Source organism: Pseudomonas sp. TE4620 (assembly GCF_056279045.1).
The window spans coordinates 4,627,580-4,646,681 of sequence record NZ_JBWBQO010000001.1 but is presented as its reverse complement, the minus strand read 5'-3'; the positions used below and the strand labels follow the sequence as shown (position 1 = coordinate 4,646,681).

Genomic DNA, 19,102 nt, shown 5'->3' with positions numbered 1-19,102 from the left:
AGCCTCCCTGATCGTTTCTGGATAAAGCATGAGAATTTTGATCATTGGCCCCAGCTGGGTGGGCGACATGGTAATGGCGCAGACCCTGTTCCAGTGCCTGAAGCAGCGTCACCCGGAATGTGTGATCGATGTGCTGGCGCCCGAGTGGAGCCGGCCGATCCTCGAGCGCATGCCTGAAGTGCGCCAGGCCTTGAGCTTCCCGCTCGGCCACGGCGCGCTGGAGCTTGCCACGCGCCGGCGTATCGGCAAGTCCCTGGCCGGCCAGTACGACCAGGCGATCCTGCTGCCCAACTCGCTGAAATCGGCGCTGGTGCCGTTCTTTGCCGGCATCCCCAAGCGTACCGGCTGGCGCGGCGAGCTGCGTTTCGGCCTGCTCAACGACGTGCGCAAGCTCGACAAGGCCAAGTACCCGCTGATGATCGAGCGCTTCATGGCCCTGGCCTACCCGGCCGGCGCCGAGTTGCCGCAGCCGTACCCGCGCCCGAGCCTGCAGATCGAAGCGCCGAGCCGCGACGCCGCCCTGGCCAAGTTCGGCCTGAGCCTGGATCGCCCGGTGTTGGCACTGTGCCCCGGTGCCGAGTTCGGCGAAGCCAAGCGCTGGCCGTCGGAGCATTACGCCAAGGTCGCCGAGACCAAGATCCGCGAAGGCTGGCAGGTCTGGTTGTTCGGCTCGAAGAACGACCACGCGGTCGGCGAGGCCATTCGTGCGCGGCTGATCCCGGGCCTGCGTGAAGAAGCAACCAACCTCAGCGGCGAAACCTCGCTGGCCGAGGCCATCGACCTGCTGTCGTGCAGCGATGCGGTGGTGTCCAACGATTCCGGGCTGATGCACGTGGCGGCGGCGCTGAACCGCCCGCTGGTGGCGGTCTACGGCTCTACTTCGCCGGGCTTTACCCCACCTTTGGCCGATCAGGTCGAGGTGGTGCGCCTGGGCCTGGAGTGCAGCCCATGCTTCGACCGTACCTGTCGCTTCGGCCATTACAACTGCTTGCGTCAGCTGGAACCGGAAGCCGTGGAAGCTGCGTTGCAGCGCCTGAACGGCCCGAGCCTGATCGACGTCATGGCCGAGGTCGACTAAGTGCGGGTACTGCTGATCAAGACCTCGTCCCTGGGCGATGTGATCCACGCGCTGCCGGCGCTGACCGACGCTGCCCGGGCGATCCCCGGCATCCGCTTCGACTGGGTGGTGGAAGAAGGCTTCGCCGAGATCCCCAGCTGGCACCCGGCAGTCGACACGATCATCCCGGTGGCCATCCGTCGCTGGCGCAAGAACCTCTGGCAGACCTTCAAGAGCGGCGAATGGCGCCAGTTCAAGCAGCGTCTGCGCGAGCGCAAGTACGATTTGGTGATCGACGCCCAAGGCCTGGTCAAGTCGGCCTGGCTGACCCGTTACGTCAAGGCGCCGGTGGCCGGCATGGACCGTTACTCGGCCCGTGAAGGGCTGTCCAGCCGCTTCTACGACCGGCGTTTGTCGGTCGAGCGCGGCCAGCATGCGGTAGAGCGGGTACGCCAGTTGTTTGCCCTGGCGCTGGGCTACAACCTGCCAGCAGGCCTGGGTGATTACGGCCTGGACCTGAACCGCCTGCAGTTGCCGCCGGCGGCGCCGTTCGTGGTGTTCCTGCACGGCACCACCTGGGCAACCAAGCACTGGCCGGAAGCCTACTGGCGCCAATTGGCCGAACGCCTTGGCCAGCAAGGCCTGCAGGTACGCTTGCCGTGGGGCAACCCGGCCGAACAGGCGCGTGCCGAGCGCATCGCCAAGGGCCTGGCCAACTGTCAGGTACTGCCCAAGCTCAACCTGGTGGGTGTCGCCCGGGTGCTGGCGGCGGCCAAGGCCTGCATTGCCGTGGACACCGGCCTCGGTCACCTGGCGGCGGCGCTGGATGTGCCGACCCTGTCGCTGTTCGGGCCGACCAACCCGGGGCTGACCGGGGCCTATGGCAAGTCCCAGGTGCACATCGCCAGCGATTTTGCCTGCGCGCCGTGCCTGCAGAAAAAATGTACCTACAAGCCGAGCGCTGATGACCAGCGCCGGTTCGATCTCAAACGCGAGTGGCCGCTGTGCTTCACTCGCCTGAATCCCGAGCGTGTGGCGAGCCAATTGCGCGCGTTGCTGCTGGCTGAGGATGTTCGTTGATGCAACTGGCTTTTGTTCTGTACAAGTATTTCCCCTTCGGTGGCCTGCAGCGCGACTTCATGCGCATTGCCCTGGAGTGCCAGCGTCGCGGTCATCAGATCCGCGTCTATACGCTGATCTGGGAAGGTGACGTGCCCGAGGGCTTCGAGGTGCTGGTGGCGCCGGTCAAGGCGCTGTTCAACCACCGGCGTAACGAGAAGCTCAGTGCCTGGATGCAAGCGGATCTGGCCAAGCGCCCGGTCGATCGCCTGATCGGCTTCAACAAGATGCCCGGGCTGGATGTCTACTTTGCTGCCGACGGCTGCTTCGAAGACAAGGCGCAGACCCTGCGTAATTCGCTGTATCGGCGTTGGGGCCGTTACCGGCATTTCGCTGAATACGAGCGGGCGGTGTTCGCCAAGGACGCCAAGACCGAGATCCTGATGATCTCCGAAGTCCAGCAGCCGCTGTTCATCAAACACTACGACACGCCGATCGAGCGCTTCCACCTGCTGCCACCCGGCATCAGCCAGGATCGCCGGGCGCCGGGCCAATGCCGCCGAGATCCGCGCCGAGTTCCGCCGCGAATTCGACCTGAAAGACGATCAGCTGCTGCTGGTGCAGATCGGTTCGGGCTTCAAGACCAAGGGCGTCGACCGCAGCCTCAAGGCCCTGGCCGCCTTGCCGTCGGCCTTGCGCAAGCGCACGCGGCTGATGGTCATCGGCCAGGACGACCCCAAGGTGTTCCAGTTGCAAAGCGCGACCCTCGGCCTGACCGAGCAGGTGCAGTTCCTCAAGGGCCGCAGCGATATTCCGCGATTCCTGCTCGGCGCCGACCTGCTCATTCACCCGGCCTACAACGAAAACACCGGCACCGTGCTGCTTGAAGCACTGGTCGCCGGGCTGCCGGTGCTGGTCTCGGCCGTGTGCGGCTATGCCCATTACATCGCCGAGGCCGACAGCGGCCTGGTGCTCGATGAGCCGTTCGCGCAGGAGCAGCTCAATCGCTACCTGCAACGCATGCTCGAAGACGGCCCGGCCCGCGTCGACTGGGCGCGCAATGGCCTGGCATTTGCCGATACCGCCGACCTCTACAGCATGCCCGAGCATGCCGCCGACGTGATCCTGGCGCAGGAGCGCGCATGAAACTGATATTGGCTGAGCCGTTCAAGCGCCTGTGGGCCGGGCGTGATGCCTTCGAGGCCGTCGAGGCCTTGCAGGGCGAGGTGTACCGCGAGCTGGAAGGCCGCCGTACCCTGCGCACCGAGGTCGAAGGCCGTGGCTATTTCGTCAAGATTCACCGCGGCATCGGCTGGGGCGAGATCTTCAAGAACCTGTTCACCGCCAAGCTGCCGGTGCTCGGTGCCGGCCAGGAATGGCAGGCTATCCAGCGCCTGCACCAGGTGGGCGTGCCGACCATGACCGCGGTTGCCTATGGCGAACGTGGCGACAACCCGGCGACCCAGCATTCGTTTATCGTCACTGAAGAGCTGGCACCGACCGTCAGCCTTGAAGACTTCAGCATCGACTGGCTCAAGCAACCGCCGCAGCCACGCCTCAAGCGTGCGCTGATCGCTGAAGTGGCGCGTATGACCGGCATGATGCACCGCGCCGGGGTCAACCACCGCGACTGCTACATCTGCCACTTCTTGCTGCACACCGACCGGCCGGTGACGGCCGATGACTTCAAGTTGTCGGTCATCGACCTGCACCGCGCCCAGACCCGGGCGAAAATCTCTCGCCGCTGGCGTGACAAGGACCTGGCCGCGCTGTACTTCTCGGCGCTGGACATCGGCCTGACCCGGCGCGACAAGTTGCGCTTCTTGCGGGGCTACTTCCAGCAGCCGCTACGCCAGATCCTGGCTGAAGAAGCGGGGCTGCTGGCCTGGCTGGAAGGCAAGGCGCGCAAGCTCTACGAGCGTAAACAACGGTACGGAGACGCGCTCTGATGGCGGGTTGGAAACTGGAGCCTGCGTATCAGGCCCTGGCGACGGATTTTGGCAGTATCGACGCGGTATTCGCCCTCAAGGGCGAGCGCCTGACCCACGACCCGCTGAGCGAAGTGATCCGGGTCGAGCGCGACGGGGTCAACTATTACGTCAAACGCTATACCGGCGCCGGCAAAGGCTTGCGCCGCTACCTCGGGCGGCCGCGGATCAAGGCTGAATGGCAGAACCTCAAGCAGTTCGCCAAGTGGGACATTCCCACCGCCGAAGTGGTCGCCTTCGGTCATGAGCGCAATGGCCTGGCGTTCGGCCGCGGGGCGATGATCACCCGCGAGCTGCCGCGCACCGAAGACCTTTCGGCCCTGGCCGAGCGCAACGATGCGCGCCTGGCCGATCGCGCCTGGGTCGATCACATCAGCCGTCAGCTGGCCCGCCATACGCGGATCATGCATGACCATCACTTCACCCATAACGACCTGAAGTGGCGCAACCTGCTGGTGGACGACCAGGCCACGCTATTCTTCATCGACTGCCCGACCGGCGATTTCTGGTGGGGCTTCATGCTGCGTTACCGCATCACCAAAGACCTGGCGTGCCTGGACAAAGTGGCCAAGTATCACTTGTCCAACACCCAGCGCCTGCGCTTTTACCTGCAGTACCGCGGGCGCGAGCGTCTGAATGAATCGGACAAGCGCCGCATTCGTCATGTGGTGACGTTTTTCGAGGGACGCGAATGACTGATTTTCTTGCCGGTGCCGATAAGGCACTGCTTGAGCGCCATGGCCTCAACGGTTTCGACCAGCTCTGGGCCCTGCAGCTCGATGCGGTGGATGAGCCCAACACCGGCCGTGGCGGCTGGAGCAGCGTCTATCGCCTGGAACTTGAAGGCAAGGGCTACTACCTCAAGCGCCAGAGCGACTACCTGACCCGCACGTTGCACAAGCCGTTTGGCGAGCCGACCTTCGCCCGCGAGTTTCGCAATATCAGCCGCTACCAGAAGCTCGGCATTCCCGCATTGCAGGCGGTGTATTACGGCGAGCGCAAGGTTGAAGGCGAGCGCCGGGCGATCCTCATGACCCGCGCCCTGGATGACTGGAGCGACCTCGACAGCCTGCTGGCGCAGTGGCCACAGCTGGACATCGGCCAGCGCCAGGGCATCCTGCGCGCCTGCGGGCAGCTGGCGCGCACCCTGCACGCGGCCAACCAGGTGCATGGCTGCTTTTATCCCAAGCATATCTTCCTGCGCACCCGCAGCGACGGCTGGTTGGCGCAACTGATCGACCTGGAGAAAACCCGGCCGTTGCTGCTGGGCATGCGCGACCGCCTCAAAGACCTTGAGCCGCTGTTACGCCGGGCGCCGATCTGGAGCGAGGTCGAAGTGCGGGTGATGCTCTCGTCCTACCTGGACCAGCCCAGCGACAGCCCGCTGGTCGATACCTGGCTGCAGCGCCTGACGCGCCGCCGCCGTGAGAAAGAGGCTCGCTGATGCGTTTGTCTGAACTCAAGGATGCCGGGCGCAGCCCGGACCTGCCACTGAACATCAGCCTGGCCGACGCCGCTGGCAGCGCCGAGCTGCAATTGCTCAGCCTGTTGCGGGTGTTGCCCGGCCAGCGATACGTCGGCGCCGGGATCTGGCGCGGCAAGCCGGTGTTGGCCAAGTTGCTGGTTGGTAGCAGCGCCGCCCGGCATTTTCAACGCGAGCTGGACGGCGCACGGCTGCTGGCCGCGCAGGGCCTGACCACGCCGTTGCTGCTGGCCGATGGCTTGCGCGAAGGCGAGGGTGGCTGGCTGCTGTTCGAGTTTCTCGAAAACGCGCAAAGCCTGGCCGATGCCTGGGCGCAGGTCGAAGCCCTGCCGCCGCTGGCCGATGAACAGCACCTGGTACTTGGCGAAGCGCTGACCGCCGTGGCGCAGATGCACGCCAAGGGCCTGTGGCAGGACGACCTGCACCTGGACAACCTGCTGCGTCACGACGGCCAGCTGTATCTGATCGATGGCGCCGGGATCAAGGCCGAAACCCTCGGCCAGCCCCTGTCGCGCCAACAAGTGCTACACAACCTCGGGGTGCTGTTCGCCCAGTTGCCCAAGCGCCTGGAGCCTTTTATCGAAGAGCTGCTGGTGCACTACCTGCTGGCCAACGCCGAGCACGCCTTGCCGCTCGAAGCACTGCAAAAGCAGATCGACAAGGTGCGCAGCTGGCGCTTGAAGGACTACCTCGACAAGGCCGGGCGCGAGTGCACGCTGTTCAGCGTCGAGCGCGGCCCGTCGGGCCTGCGTTCGATCCGCCGCACTGAAGTGGCCGCCATGCTGCCAGTGCTGGAGCAGGCCGATGCGCTGATCGACCAGGGCCACCTGTACAAGACCGGCGGCGCTGCCAGTGTCGCGAAAGTCGAGGTCGATGGCCGGCCGCTGGTGCTCAAGCGCTACAACATCAAGAACACCGCCCACTGGTTCAAGCGCTTCTGGCGTCCGAGCCGGGCCTGGCATTCGTGGGTCGAAGGGCATCGCCTGGAGTTTCTCGGCATTGCCACGCCCAAGCCGCTGGCGGTGCAGGAGCTGCGCTTCATGGGCTTGCGCAGCCGCGCCTACCTGGTTACCGAGTATGCCGATGGCCCGGATTTGCTGGCCTGTTTTGCGCCTTATGTCGAGTCTGGCGAGGTGCCAGAGGAGCAGTTGCAGGCCCTGCAACAGCTGCTTGGGCAACTGATCCACGAGCGCATCAGCCATGGCGACATGAAAGGCCACAACCTGTTTTGGCAGGACGGCCAATGGTCGTTGATTGACCTCGATGCCATGTGCCAGCACGCCACCCAGATGAGCTTCGCCCAGGCTTTCGCCCGCGACCGCGCGCGGCTGTTGCGTAACTGGCCCGCTGGCAGTGCGCTGTACAAGCGGCTGGATGAGTGCCTGCCGAAGCTGGTGAGCTAATCAAGCGCTTCGCGGGTCAAGTCGAGTCGTCGCACCGCCGCTCCTACAGGACCCATGCTGTGGGAGCGGGCTTGACCCGCGATAGCTATCTCGCCAAGCCTCGCAAACTGTAAAGGGCCGGCAGCCCCAGCCCTACCCAGGCCAGTGCATCCCACCAGCCATCGCCGAGCAGGGCAGCAAACAGCCCTAGCGCGCCCAGCAGGGCAATGACTGTCGGTATGGCGAATACGCTCCAGAAACCTGACGACTTGCGCTTCATTGCAGCGTCTCCATCTGCGCCGCAACCAGCGGCTTGCTGGCCGGCCGGCGCACCACCCAAAGGTACACGCCGCTACCCAGGACGATGATGGTCAGCACATCCAGCACTGCCCAGAGGATCTGCATTGGCCGGCCGCCGTAGTCACCAAAGTGCAGCGGCTGCGACAGGCCCATGGCGTCCATGTACCAGGGGCGGTCGCCGATGGCGGTGACTTGCAGGTTGCTCGCGTCGATCAGCACCGGCGTCAGCAGGTGCGCGGTCAGGTGGGTGCTGCCTTTCATGAACACCGCATAGTGGTGCTCGCTGGAGAAACGCGTACCGGGGAAGGCGATGAAGTCCGGCTGCATGCCCGGTGCGGCGTCGGCGGCGATATCCAGCACACGGCTGACCGGTGCCAGTTCGGTCAGCGGCGGTGCATCGCGGTAGGGCGCAACCATCGCCGTCAGGCTGTCGTTGCGCCAGGCGGCGATGACCAGGTCCGACAGCGCGCTGATCACCCCGGTGACGCCCACCACCAGCGCCCAGGTCAGGGTGACGATGCCGATCAGGTTGTGCAGGTCGAGCCAGCGCAGACGCGTGGATTTGTCGTTGCGCACCGTAGCGAACTTCAGCCGGCGCATGAACGGCGCATAGAGCACCACGCCAGAGATGATCGCCACCACGAACAACAGCCCCATGAACGCCAGCAGCAGTTTGCCGGGCAGGCCGGCAAACATGTCCACGTGCAGGCGCAGCATGGTCATCATGAAACCGCCGTTGGCCGAAGGCATTTCCACCGCTTCACCGCTGCGCGCATCGAGCATGAAGGTGTGCGACGAGTTCGGCTCGGTACCTGCGGTAGCGGCCATGATCGCGACCACGCCGTTGCGGTCGTCTTCATCCCAGCCGAAGTACTGCATCACTTCACCGGGGCGATGGGCCTGGGCCTTGAGCACCAGTTCCTGCAAGTCGAGCCTGGGCGTGTCGGCCGGCATCTCCTTGAGCTCGGGGGCATCGCCCAGCAGGTGGTCGATCTCGTGATGAAAGATCAGCGGCAAGCCGGTGACTGCCAGCATCAGCAGGAACAGGGTGCAGATCAGGCTGGTCCAGGTATGCACGAAGGACCAGCGGCGGATGGTTCGGCTGTTCATCCGCGGCCTTAGAACTTGTAGTTGACGCTGGCAACCACGTTGCGCTCGTCACCGTAGTAGCACCAGTAACCGTCGCAGTTGGCCAGGTAGTCCTTGTTGAACAGGTTCTTGGCCTCGACGGCGACGGTCATGCCTTTGAGCGTGCTGACCTTGCGGCCCAGGTCGTAGTGCACCGAGGCGTCGTAGACGGTGTAGGAGCCGACATAGCCCAGATCGGTGTTGGTGGTGTTGCCGTAGTTGTCACCGACATAGCGCACGCCACCGCCGACGCCGAAGCCGTCGAGCAGGCCGTTGTGCCAGGTGTAGTCGGCCCACAGGGTCGCCTGGTTGCGCGGGATCAGGGCCATGCGGTTGCCTTGCTCGTTGGCCGCACCCTTGAGGATCTCGGTATCGGTGTAGCTGTAGGAACCGATCACCTTGAGGTTCTCGGTCACCTGGGTGGTGGCTTCCAGTTCCAGGCCGCGGACCTGCAACTGGCCAACCTGCTGGGTAATGTTGCCTTCGGTGACTTTCACGTTGTCCTGGCGCAAGTCATACACGGCAGCGGTGTAGAGGTTCTTGCTGCCCACCGGCTGGTACTTGATGCCGACTTCGTACTGGCGGCCTTCGGTGGGTTTGAACGAGTCAGTGGAGGCGACGGCGGCGCCGGTGGTCGGCTGGAACGACTCGGTGTAGGAGATGTACGGGGTTACGCCATTGTCGAACACGTAGCTCAGGCCGATGTTGCCGGTGAAGGCCTTGTCGCGCTCGGTGCTGGTGGCATCGTTCTGGTTGTGGAAGGTGGTGCCGGTGTGCACCCAGTCTTCACGCCCGCCCAGGGTCAGGCGCCAGTTGTCGAGGGCGATCTGGTCCTGAATGTAGAAGCCGGTCTGGCGGGTTTTCTGGCCGTAGTCGTACATGGTGAAGTACGACACCTTGGAGAAGTCCTGGCCGTACGGCGGGTTGATCACGTTGCCTGGCGGCACGCTGAAGGCCAGGCCGTAGTCCCAGCGGTAATTGGTGTTCGAGCGCTGGTGATCGAGGCCGATCAGCAGGGTGTGGCTCAGGGCGCCGGTCTGGAAGTCGGCCTGGAAATTGTTGTCGACGGCGAACTGGCTGATGTCTTCGTTGACGATGCCGGTTTCACGCGGGACGCTGCCGTCTGCTTCGACCAGGCCGTTGTTCATGGTCGCGACGTTGATGCCCTGGAACGACAGGTCGCTCTTGGTATAGCGCAGGTTCTGACGGAACTGCCAGACATCGTTCAGACGGTGCTCGAAGGCATAGCCCAGGGCGTAGTAGGTGCGATCGTAGAACTCCCAGTCCGGGTCACCGAGGTTCTTGTGGTGGGAGATGTCGCCAGCCGGCGAGCCCAGCTTGGTGCCCTGCAGCGGCAGGAACTGGCCGCTGATACCGGTGTCGTCACGGGTGAACTGGGTGATGAAGGTCAGGCTGGTGTCTTCATCCATGTTCCAGGTCAGGCTGGGCGCGAGGTTGTAGCGCTTGTCTGGAACGTGGTCGGTCGGTGCGCCGCTGTCGCGTACCACGCCGCTGACGCGATACAGGAACTGGCCGTCGTCATCGATCTTGCCGGTGCTGTCGAAGTTGATCTGGCGGTGGTTGTTGCTGCCAACCTGGGCTTCGACCTGGTGGGCGCTTTCAGCCTGGGGGCGACGGCTGACCATGTCGAGCATGCCGCCGGGCGGGGTCTGGCCATACACCGACGAGGCCGGGCCGCGCAGCACGGCAATGCGCTCAAGGTTCCACGGCTCGACCTTCGGGTTGGCGAACGAGCCTTTGGGCAAAGGCAGGCCGTCGAGGAACTGGGTCGGGTCGAAACCGCGCACCCGCAGCCAGTCGGCGCGGGTGTCGGAGCCATAGCCGCTGCTTTGTACGCCAGCGGTGTAGCGCAGGGCGTCGTTGAGGTTGAGAACCTGGCGGTCGTCCAGTTGTTCACGGGTGATCACGCTCATCGAGCGGGGTGCTTCAACGATCGGGGTGTCGGTTTTGGTACCAGCGGCGGTGCGCGTGGCGGTAAAACCGGTGGCCGGGCCCCAGGCGCTTTCGTAGTCGCTGCGCGCGTTGACGCTGGTTTCCGGCAGCGCCAGGGTGCCCTCGGGGGTGGCGATCAGACTGTAGGTGCCGGCGCTGCTCTGCTGCAGTTGCAGGCCGGTGCCGCGCAGGGCCGCTTGCAGGGCGCCGACGCCATCGTACTGGCCGTTGACCGGCGCCGAGGTGCGGCCGCTGGCCAGGCTCGGGTCCAGGGCCAGAGCGATGCCAGCCTGGCTGGCGATCTGGTTGAGCGTGGTCGACAGCGGCGCGGCAGGCAGGTTGTAGCTGCGCAGGGTGGCCGATTGCTCGGCAGCGATCAGCGGGCTGCTCGCCAGAGGTGCTGTCAGGGCAATGGCCACGGCCAGCAGACCGGGACGCAGGAAGTTCTCAAAAGCGCGGGACATACAGCGGCTCCTCGACGGAAGTAAGTGCTAACTAGCTTCCTTGCCGAGTGAGTTGGAAAAAGTGTCAGGGGTTAGTGAAAATAATTTTGATTTTTATTTCACGCTGCTCGCCGGCGTATCGCTTTTAGCCACCACCGTCACCCACCACGGCGTGCGCTGCTCGATCTGCACCGGCAAGGTCGGTAGCAACGAGGTCAGTGCCAGGTCGATATCATTGAGCGGGAAGCTGCCGGTAATGCGCAGGTCGGCCACATCCGTAGCAACCCCCAGGTGCCCGCTGCGGTAACGCCCCAGCTCCTCGACCAGATCGGCCAGGCGCACGTTGTCGACCACCAGCATGCCGCGGGTCCAGGCATCGGCTCCGGCGGCCAGGCCGTCGGCGCGGCCCAGGCGGTCGTGGTTCATCAGCACCTGCTGGCCTTCCTTGAAAATCTGCTCGTCGCCGCTGTCTTGCGGGCGCGCCGCTACTGCCGACTGCAGCACGCTCAGGCGTGTGCCCTGATCTTCGAGCTTGACCAGGAAGCGCGTTCCCAGGGCACGCAGGCGACCGTCTTCGGTGGTGACTACAAACGGACGATCGTCCTTGTGGCCGGTCTCGATGGAGATTTCGCCTTCGTGCAGGACGATCAGGCGCTGTTTCTCGTCGAAGCGGATATCCACCGCCGAATGGGTGTTGAGGCTGATCAGGGTGCCGTCGGTGAGGCGCAAGGTACGCTGCTCGCCGGTGCCGGTGCGCTGGTCGGCCAACCAATAGCCCAGCGATTGATGGGCACTGACCCAGCTCAGCAGGCCGACCACCAGCACCAGGCTGGCCAGGCCGCTGCCCAGCTTGCGCACCCGCTGGCGCAGGCCGGCGCGTGATTGCAGCAGGGCCTGGCGCGCAGGGCCGGCAGCGGCGCTGAAGCGCTGGTCGAGCATGCCCAGTTGCAGCCAGGCACGGGCGTGCTCTTCGCTGGCGGCGTGCCAGCGGGCGAACTCGGCGCGCTCATCGGCGCTGCCGCTGCCCGAGTCCAGGCACAGCTGCCAGGCGATCGCGGCATCCAGTACCCGCGCCGAAACCGGCTTGCTGTTCATGTCGGCTCACCGTACAGCGCCACGTAGCACTGGCGCATGCCCTGGGCCAGGTACTGGCGCACCCGCGACACGGAAACCCCCAGACGCTCGGCGATCTCGCCATGGCCCAGGCCGTCCAGGCGGTTGTACAGGAACGCCGCCCGGGCTTTGCTCGACAGCTTGCCGAGCAGGCGGTCGATGGCCTTGAGGTCTTCGAGGATCAGGTGCTGTTCTTCCGCAGAGGGCTGTTCGGCTTCGGGGATGAGCATCAGTTCGGCCAGGTACGCCTGTTCCAGTGCCGCGCGGCGAAAGTGGTCGAACAGCAGGCCCTTGGCAATGGCCAGGAGGAACGCCCGGGGTTCGCGTGGCGCCGGCAATTGCTCGCGCCCGAGCAGGCGCACGAAGGTGTCCTGGCTCAGGTCTTCGGCGCGCTCGGCGCAGGCGATGTTGCGCCGCAGCCAGGCGAGCAGCCAACTGCGATGGTCGCGGTAAAGCGTACCGACCAGCTCAGTGTGTGGGCTTTGCACAGACGACAAGGCGTTCCCCGAAAAGATGCGTTAACTAACGAGAATTATTCGCGATTGTCGCAGAAGCTCCCCATTAGACGCAATTCACGCTCATCGGATGATGCTTAAAAGCCATGACTTTGTTGCCGCCGCCTGCGCAGGCGGTGCAACTGCTGGTCGAGCAAGGCCGGGCTGTCCAGCTGCTGGCGGCGGGCCTGGCTGAACAGAATCAGCGCCAGCTCGGCGGTGACCATGGCATCGGCGCTGGCGTTGTGCCGTTCGGCGGCCTCAAGGCCAAAGTAGGCGGTCCAGTCATCCAGCCCGGCTTCACGCAGGGTGATCTGCGGGTTGAGCAGCGGTGCCAGCTCGGCGACATCGAAGAACGGATGCTGCAGGCGATAGCCCAGGTGGTCCTTCAGCGCTCGGCTAAGCATGCGTTGATCGAACGGTGCATGAAACGCCAGCAGCGGGCTGTCGCCGATAAAGTCCATCAGCTCCAGCAGCGCCTGGGCTGGATCACTGCCAGCGGCGATGGCGCTGGGGCCCAGGCCGTGGATCAGCACACTGGAGGTGAGCTTGTGGTCCCGCTGGTGCAGGGTGCGTTCGAACTGCTGGCTGAAGTCGATGGCACCGTCTTCGATCACCACCGCGCCAATCGACAGCACCTGGTCGCGGTTGAGGTTCAGGCCGCTGGTTTCCAGGTCGAGCACCACCCAGCGCTGCTGGCGCAGGCTGTGTTCGGCCAGCGGCGCGGGGGCTGTCAGTTGCTCCACGCGCTGGCGCAGGTGCTCGTCGAGCCGCGGTTGGCTGGGGCGCAGCCAGGCAAACAGGCTCATAGCTGGTACCGCAGGGCCAGGCTGCTTTGCAGGCGCTGGGCCTGGCGCAGCGACTCGCGCAGGATGCGCCGGTCCAGGTGGTTGAGGCTGTCGGGGTCGACCCGGTTGGAGTAGGGCAGGTTCTGCCGGCTTTGCAATTGATGTTGCTGCATGCGGGTTTGCTGAATGAAGTGGTAGGCCTCTTCATAGGCGGCGCCGTCGAGCGGGTCGATCACTTGCCTGGCCACCAGTTGGCGCAGGCGCTCCAGGGTGTTGTTGGCGCCGATGCCGTTGGCCAGGGCCAGTAACCGTGCGCCATCGACGAACGGCGTCAGGCCCTGGACCTTGAGGTCGAGAGTGGCGGCCTTGTCGTTACCCTGGCGGGTCAGCACGAACTCCCGGAAACGTCCCACCGGCGGGCGCTGGCGCAGGGCATTATCGGCCATCATGCGCTGGAACAGGCGGTTGTCGGCTACCTGCTCGAGGATGCTCTGGCGCAGTTGCTCACAGGCCTGTTCGTCGCCCCAGACCACCCGCAGGTCGAAGTAAATGCTCGACGCCAGCAGGTTTTGGGGCGTGGCTTCGCGAATGAAAGCGGCAAAGCGCCGTGCCCATTCGGCGCGGGACAGGCACAGCTCGGGGTTGCCGGCCATGATGTTGCCCTTGCACAGGCTGAAGCCGCATTGCGCCAGGCCCTGATTGATGTGCTGGGCCAGCGGCAACAGGCGCCCGCGTAGTTCGGCGGCATGGGCGGCATCGCGGGCTTCGAAGAGGATGCCGTTGTCCTGATCGGTGTGCAGGGTCTGTTCGCGGCGGCCTTCGCTGCCGAAGCACAGCCAGCTGAAGGGCACGCCCGGGTCGCCCTTGTCTTCGATGGCCAGCTCGATCACCCGGCACACGGTGTGGTCGTTGAGCAGGGTGATGATCTGGGTGATCTGCGTCGAAGACGCGCCATGGGCGAGCATGCGTTCAACCAGCTGGCTGATTTCGCCGCGTAGCGATACCAGGTTTTCGACCCGGCTGGCGTGGCGGATGGTGCGCGCCAGGTGCACCAGGTCGACACGTTGCAGGGAGAACAGGTCCCGCTCGGACACCACGCCGCACAAGCGCCGCTCTTCGACCAGGCAGACGTGGGCGATATGCCGCTCGGTCATGGCGATGGCGGCGTCGAAGGCGCTGGCTTGCGGGCTCAGGTAGAACGGCGCGGCGGTCATGTGCCGGCTGATTGGCTGAGCGAAGTCGGCGCTGGCATCGGCCACCACCTGGCGCAGGTCGCGCAGGGTGAAGATGCCGATGGGAAAGCGCTGCTCGTCGACGATGACAATGCTGCCGACCTGTTGCTCGTGCATCAGCCGCACCGCTTCACGCAACGGCGTGGCCGGGTCGCAGACTACCGGGTGACGCATGGCCAGCTCGCCCAGGCGGGTGTTCAGTGAATACTGGTTGCCGAGGGTTTCCACCGCGCGGCGCTGGACCTGCTGGTTGACCTGGTCGAGCAGGCTGCTGACCCCGCGCAGGGCGAAGTCGCGGAAGGCTTCGGACAGGGTGAACAGGCGGATGAACGCGGCCTTGTTCAATTGCAGGCAAAAGGTATCTTCGCCGGCCAGGTGTTCGGTACGGGTCGCCCGTTCGCCGAGCAGGGCGGCGAGCGGGAAGCACTCGCCGCTGGTGATCTCGAAGGTGGTTTCGGTGCCCGGGCGGCTTACGTGCTGACGCTCACCGACCACCCGGCCCTGCTTGACGATGTAGAAGTGCTCGACCGGGCCGTCGCTGGGCTTGATGATGCTGTCATTGGCCGCATAGAAGCGCAGTTGGCACTGTTCGACGAGAAACGCCAGGTGGGCGTTCTCCATCTGATTGAAGGGTGGAAAGCGTTGCAGAAACTGCATGGTCCCCTGGATGTTCTGCATGACTGCAGTCTTTCCTGCCTGGGCGAAGGCGTCCTTTTTGCTCATGAGCATTACCGCGTCTTTGTGTCGAGCTGTGACCATCGACCTTGTTGTTTTCGTTGTTCATGGTCGGCCGCGGGCTGCTCAGTGCCCATTGGACGTAAGTCTATAAACTGCGTCAGGCTGTTGAAGCGTTGCGTCATGTGTCAATTTGCCGACGAAAGGCAGTTTGCAAGTAATCTCAATGCGGTCTGAACTTGATTCACAGGACATTTTGCAGGTCATTGATGATGAGACAGCCATGTCCGACCACGAAGACATACTGAGCGAAGCCGAGCGCAAAGCCCTGGCATCGGTGATTGCGCCTGAGGCTGCGCCGCCCAAGGTTTTGATCGTCGACGACAACCGTGTGGCCCGCGATGCCCTGGCCAGGTACCTGAGTTCAAAACGCATCAAATGCCTGACCGCCAACAGCGGCAAGCAGGCGCTGGAGTGCCTGGCCAAGGAGCGCGGTATCGGTCTGGTGATCACCGACCTGCGCATGGGCTCGTTCGGTGGGCTTGAGCTGATACGTCAGATTCGCGAATCGGAGCGCGCGGCGATGCCGATCATCATCGTCTCAGGGGCTGCGGATGTGAAAGACGCCATCGAGGCGATGCACTTGAGCGTCGTCGACTTTCTGCTCAAGCCGATCGATCTGGACAAGCTGGTGGGGTTGGTGCGCAGGGAACTGGGGATAGGCTGAAGCCATCACGGGTCAAGTCGGATCGGCGCACCGCCGCTCCGACTTGACCCGCGATGAAGACAACGCGATTACAGGCCGTTCCGGGCCTTGAACTCGCGACGACGACGATGCAGCACCGGCTCGGTGTAACCATTCGGTTGCTTGCTGCCTTCGACGACCAGCTCAACCGCCGCCTGGAAGGCGATGTTGTTGTCGAAGTCCGGAGCCAGCGGGCGGTACAGCGGGTCGTTGGCGTTCTGCTTGTCGACCACCGGCGCCATGCGCTTGAGGCTCTCCAGAACCTGCGCTTCGCTGACCACGCCGTGACGCAGCCAGTTGGCCAGCAACTGTGCGGAAATCCGCAGGGTGGCGCGGTCTTCCATCAGGCCGACATCGTTGATGTCCGGCACCTTCGAACAACCGACACCCTGGTCGATCCAGCGCACCACGTAACCGAGGATGCCCTGAGCGTTGTTGTCCAGTTCGTTGCGCTTTTCTTCGTCCGACCAGTTGGTATCGGTCGCCAGCGGGATGGTCAGGATGTCATCGACCGAAGCCGGTGTACGCTTGGCCAGTTCCGCCTGACGGGCGAACACATCAACCTTGTGGTAGTGCAGGGCGTGCAGCGCGGCAGCAGTCGGCGACGGTACCCAGGCGGTGTTGGCACCGGCCAGCGGGTGGGCGATCTTCTGCTCGAGCATGTCGGCCATCAGGTCCGGCATGGCCCACATACCTTTACCGATCTGGGCGCGGCCTTGCAGGCCGGTGGCCAGGCCGATATCGACGTTGGAGTTTTCGTAGGCGCCGATCCACTTCTGGGTCTTCATGGCGCCTTTGCGCACCACGGCGCCGGCTTCCATGGAGGTGTGGATTTCGTCACCGGTACGGTCGAGGAAGCCGGTGTTGATGAACACCACGCGCTCGCTGGCCGCCTGGATACAGGCCTTGAGGTTGACCGTGGTGCGGCGCTCCTCGTCCATGATCCCGACTTTCAGGGTGTTGCGCTTGAGGCCCAGGGCATCTTCGATGCGGCCGAACAGCTCGTTGGTGAACGCAGCTTCTTCCGGGCCATGCATCTTCGGTTTGACGATGTACATGGAGCCGGTGCGGCTGTTCTTGCGGCTGGTGTTGCCATTGAGGTTGTGCATCGAGGCGAGGCTGGTAACCAGGCCATCGAGGATGCCTTCCGGCACTTCGTTGCCGTCCTTGTCGAGGATGGCGTCGATGGTCATCAGGTGCCCGACGTTACGCACGAACAGCAGCGAACGGCCGTGCAGGCTGACCGAACCACCGTTAGGCGCGGTGTATTCGCGGTCCGGGTTCATGGTCCGGGTGAAGGTCTGGCCAGCTTTGCTGACGCTTTCGGCCAGGTCGCCTTTCATCAGGCCCAGCCAGTTGCGGTAGATCACCACTTTATCGTCGGCATCGACGGCGGCAACCGAGTCTTCGCAGTCCATGATGGTGGTCAGGGCGGCTTCCATCAGCACGTCCTTGACCCCGGCGGCGTCGGTCTGGCCGACCGGGGTGCTGGCGTCGATCTGGATTTCGAAGTGCAGGCCGTTGTGCTTGAGCAGGATCGCAGTCGGCGCCGAAGCGTCGCCCTGATAGCCGATCAGCTGGGCATCGTCGCGCAGGCCGCTGTTGCTGCCACCCTTGAGGGCGACCACCAGCTTGCCGCCTTCAATGCGGTAGGCAGTGGAGTCGACATGGGAGCCGGCAGCCAGTGGCGCCGATTCGTCGAGGAAGGCGCGGGCGAAGGCAATCACCTTGTCGCCGCGAACCTTGTTGTAGCCTTTGCCTTTTTCTGCGCCGCCGGCTTCGCTGATGGCATCAGTGCCATACAGCGCGTCGTACAGCGAACCCCAACGGGCGTTGGAGGCGTTCAGGGCAAAGCGGGCATTCATGACCGGCACGACCAGCTGAGGGCCGGCCATGCGGGCGATTTCGTCGTCGACGTTCTGGGTCGAGGCCTGGAAGTCTGCAGCTTCTGGCAGCAGGTAACCGATGTCCTGAAGGAAGGCCTTGTAAGCCACGGCATCGTGAGCCTGGCCTTTGCGCGCCTGGTGCCAGGCGTCAATCTGCGCCTGCAGTGCGTCACGTTTGGCCAGCAGTGCTTTGTTCTTTGGAGCGAGGTCGTTGATGATCTTTTCCGCACCCACCCAGAATTGTTCGGCGTTGACGCCGGTTCCGGGAATGGCTTCGTTGTTCACGAAGTCGAACAGGACTTTGGCGACCTGAAGGCCACCGACTTGAACGTGTTCAGTCATTGCTTGCCTCACTCTGCTCAGCTATTCAGCTCTTCTATTTAAGCCTTGCGCGCTTCTCTAAACACGGCACCAGAACATGCCCTTGTGGGCGGCTGGGTGCGGCCTGCCAGACAGGCTGGCAGGCGTTGGCGTATTTTCACAGGCGCCTTGGCAGACATCGATCCAACGTTTTGTAGTCCACGCTGCGGCATACTACATGATGCGCTGCGGTTGTGAAAATCAGACTAAATACGTCGTTCTGCGACCAATTGGTCGCATAGGGTCACGCTGGGAGTGCGTATGTTCTCAAAAAAGCGGCAGATTGTTCCAGATAAATCTTGAAACAGTACACGATTAGTCAATCGCTGCTCCTGCGGCAGGTTGCCGCGCCTTGCCTATACTTTCTGCGCGCCCTTTGATTTCGGGGGCTGAACGTCAAAAGCAGAGGGTTAGCGCGTGGATCATCTCGTATTGACAGTGATCGCCCCCGACAAGGCCGGGCAGGTCGAGCGGATCGCTCAATGCATTGCCGAGCATAACGGTAACTGGTTGGAGAGCCGCATGTCGCGCATGGCCGGGCAATTTGCCGGCATTCTCAAGGTAGCGGTGCCGGCCGAGTCCTACGATGAACTGGTCGAGGCGCTGAAGGCCCTGATCAAGCACGACATTCGTGTGCTGATCGCCGAGAGCGGCATTGAGCCGTCCTGCACCTGGAAGCCGATCGCCATGGAGCTGGTGGGCAATGACCGCCCGGGTATCGTTCGCGACATTACCCGGCTGCTGGCCGAGCAGGGCGTCAACGTCGAGCGCCTGACCACCGAGGTGCGACCGGCGCCGATGAGCAGCGAACCGCTGTTCCATGCCGATGCCTTGCTGGCGGTGCCGCTGACGCTGTCGCTGGAGGTGTTGCAGGGCAAGCTGGAGGCATTGGCCGACGACCTGATGGTCGAATTGAACCTGCGCCCCGAGGATTAGTTATCCCGGTTATCGGGGATGCGCCTGTGGATAAGCTTGGGAGATGTCGCTGCAGGCCACGATTGGCGTGGCCTGCAGGT

Annotated in this window: 16 protein-coding genes and 1 pseudogene; 9 read left to right on the top strand and 8 right to left on the bottom strand. The window is 64.0% G+C overall.

The features are described 5' to 3' along the window. Positions 1 to 28: 28 nt before the first annotated feature. The 7 genes and pseudogenes from waaF (at position 29) to ACZ9A3_RS21605 (ending at position 6,990) form a co-directional block, all read left to right on the top strand. Positions 29 to 1,078: a lipopolysaccharide heptosyltransferase II gene (gene waaF / locus ACZ9A3_RS21635; protein ID WP_045199166.1), complete on the top strand. Its 1,050-nt coding sequence runs from the start codon at positions 29 to 31 to the stop codon at positions 1,076 to 1,078. Further along, positions 1,079 to 2,137 carry a lipopolysaccharide heptosyltransferase I gene (gene waaC / locus ACZ9A3_RS21630; RefSeq protein WP_045199168.1) on the top strand — a complete coding sequence of 353 codons (1,059 nt, stop codon included), beginning with the start codon at positions 1,079 to 1,081 and terminating at the stop codon, positions 2,135 to 2,137. Further along, a pseudogene (locus ACZ9A3_RS21625) lies at positions 2,137 to 3,262 on the top strand (glycosyltransferase family 4 protein). The gene waaC and the pseudogene ACZ9A3_RS21625 overlap by 1 nt, the downstream one beginning before the upstream one ends. Continuing rightward, complete coding sequence (gene rfaP / locus ACZ9A3_RS21620) at positions 3,259 to 4,065, top strand: lipopolysaccharide core heptose(I) kinase RfaP (RefSeq protein WP_045199171.1); 807 nt, start codon at positions 3,259 to 3,261, stop codon at positions 4,063 to 4,065. Before ACZ9A3_RS21625 ends, rfaP begins: the two are co-directional and overlap by 4 nt. Beyond that, the gene (locus tag ACZ9A3_RS21615) at positions 4,065 to 4,799 is read left to right on the top strand and encodes a lipopolysaccharide kinase InaA family protein (protein ID WP_045199173.1); all 735 of its coding nucleotides are present in this window, start codon (positions 4,065 to 4,067) and stop codon (positions 4,797 to 4,799) included. The genes rfaP and ACZ9A3_RS21615 overlap by 1 nt, the downstream gene beginning before the upstream one ends. Continuing rightward, on the top strand, positions 4,796 to 5,548 hold the full coding sequence (locus tag ACZ9A3_RS21610; protein ID WP_258715955.1) for a lipopolysaccharide kinase InaA family protein: 753 nt from the start codon (positions 4,796 to 4,798) through the stop codon (positions 5,546 to 5,548). Before ACZ9A3_RS21615 ends, ACZ9A3_RS21610 begins: the two co-directional genes overlap by 4 nt. Then, positions 5,548 to 6,990, top strand: coding sequence for a lipopolysaccharide kinase InaA family protein (locus ACZ9A3_RS21605; protein ID WP_258715954.1), 1,443 nt, complete (start codon positions 5,548 to 5,550; stop codon positions 6,988 to 6,990). Before ACZ9A3_RS21610 ends, ACZ9A3_RS21605 begins: the two co-directional genes overlap by 1 nt. Before the next feature lie 85 nt (positions 6,991 to 7,075). Here the strand turns inward: ACZ9A3_RS21605 and ACZ9A3_RS21600 are convergent, their stop codons facing one another. The 7 genes from ACZ9A3_RS21600 to ACZ9A3_RS21570 form a co-directional block, all read right to left on the bottom strand. Beyond that, positions 7,076 to 7,249, bottom strand: a complete 174-nt coding sequence (locus tag ACZ9A3_RS21600; RefSeq protein WP_476253103.1) for a hypothetical protein — start codon at positions 7,247 to 7,249, stop codon at positions 7,076 to 7,078. Continuing rightward, positions 7,246 to 8,379, bottom strand: coding sequence for a PepSY-associated TM helix domain-containing protein (locus ACZ9A3_RS21595; RefSeq protein ID WP_476253102.1), 1,134 nt, complete (start codon positions 8,377 to 8,379; stop codon positions 7,246 to 7,248). The genes ACZ9A3_RS21600 and ACZ9A3_RS21595 overlap by 4 nt, the downstream gene beginning before the upstream one ends. Before the next feature lie 8 nt (positions 8,380 to 8,387). After that, positions 8,388 to 10,814, bottom strand: a complete 2,427-nt coding sequence (locus tag ACZ9A3_RS21590; RefSeq protein ID WP_476253101.1) for a TonB-dependent siderophore receptor — start codon at positions 10,812 to 10,814, stop codon at positions 8,388 to 8,390. 93 nt (positions 10,815 to 10,907) lie between these two features. Continuing rightward, a complete protein-coding gene (locus tag ACZ9A3_RS21585; protein ID WP_045199184.1) occupies positions 10,908 to 11,888 on the bottom strand; it encodes a FecR family protein in 981 nt (326 codons plus the stop codon). Beyond that, positions 11,885 to 12,403: an RNA polymerase sigma factor gene (locus ACZ9A3_RS21580; protein ID WP_093378835.1), complete on the bottom strand. Its 519-nt coding sequence runs from the start codon at positions 12,401 to 12,403 to the stop codon at positions 11,885 to 11,887. Before ACZ9A3_RS21580 ends, ACZ9A3_RS21585 begins: the two co-directional genes overlap by 4 nt. Before the next feature lie 95 nt (positions 12,404 to 12,498). Continuing rightward, the gene (locus ACZ9A3_RS21575; protein WP_093378840.1) at positions 12,499 to 13,209 is read right to left on the bottom strand and encodes a 3'-5' exonuclease; all 711 of its coding nucleotides are present in this window, start codon (positions 13,207 to 13,209) and stop codon (positions 12,499 to 12,501) included. Next, positions 13,206 to 15,143, bottom strand: a complete 1,938-nt coding sequence (locus ACZ9A3_RS21570) for a DUF294 nucleotidyltransferase-like domain-containing protein (RefSeq protein ID WP_195885932.1) — start codon at positions 15,141 to 15,143, stop codon at positions 13,206 to 13,208. The genes ACZ9A3_RS21575 and ACZ9A3_RS21570 overlap by 4 nt, the downstream gene beginning before the upstream one ends. A 235-nt stretch (positions 15,144 to 15,378) precedes the next feature. Here ACZ9A3_RS21570 and ACZ9A3_RS21565 point away from each other — a divergent pair, with 235 nt between their 5' ends. Further along, positions 15,379 to 15,822 carry a response regulator gene (locus ACZ9A3_RS21565; protein WP_093378845.1) on the top strand — a complete coding sequence of 148 codons (444 nt, stop codon included), beginning with the start codon at positions 15,379 to 15,381 and terminating at the stop codon, positions 15,820 to 15,822. A gap of 68 nt (positions 15,823 to 15,890) precedes the next feature. On the opposite strand, the gene ACZ9A3_RS21560 is transcribed toward ACZ9A3_RS21565, so the two are convergent. Beyond that, the gene (locus ACZ9A3_RS21560) at positions 15,891 to 18,068 is read right to left on the bottom strand and encodes a malate synthase G (protein ID WP_093378849.1); all 2,178 of its coding nucleotides are present in this window, start codon (positions 18,066 to 18,068) and stop codon (positions 15,891 to 15,893) included. Between the two features lie 435 nt (positions 18,069 to 18,503). On the opposite strand from ACZ9A3_RS21560, the gene ACZ9A3_RS21555 reads away from it, so the two are divergent. Next, complete coding sequence (locus ACZ9A3_RS21555; protein WP_045199194.1) at positions 18,504 to 19,022, top strand: glycine cleavage system transcriptional repressor; 519 nt, start codon at positions 18,504 to 18,506, stop codon at positions 19,020 to 19,022. The last annotated feature ends 80 nt before the right edge of the window (positions 19,023 to 19,102 follow it).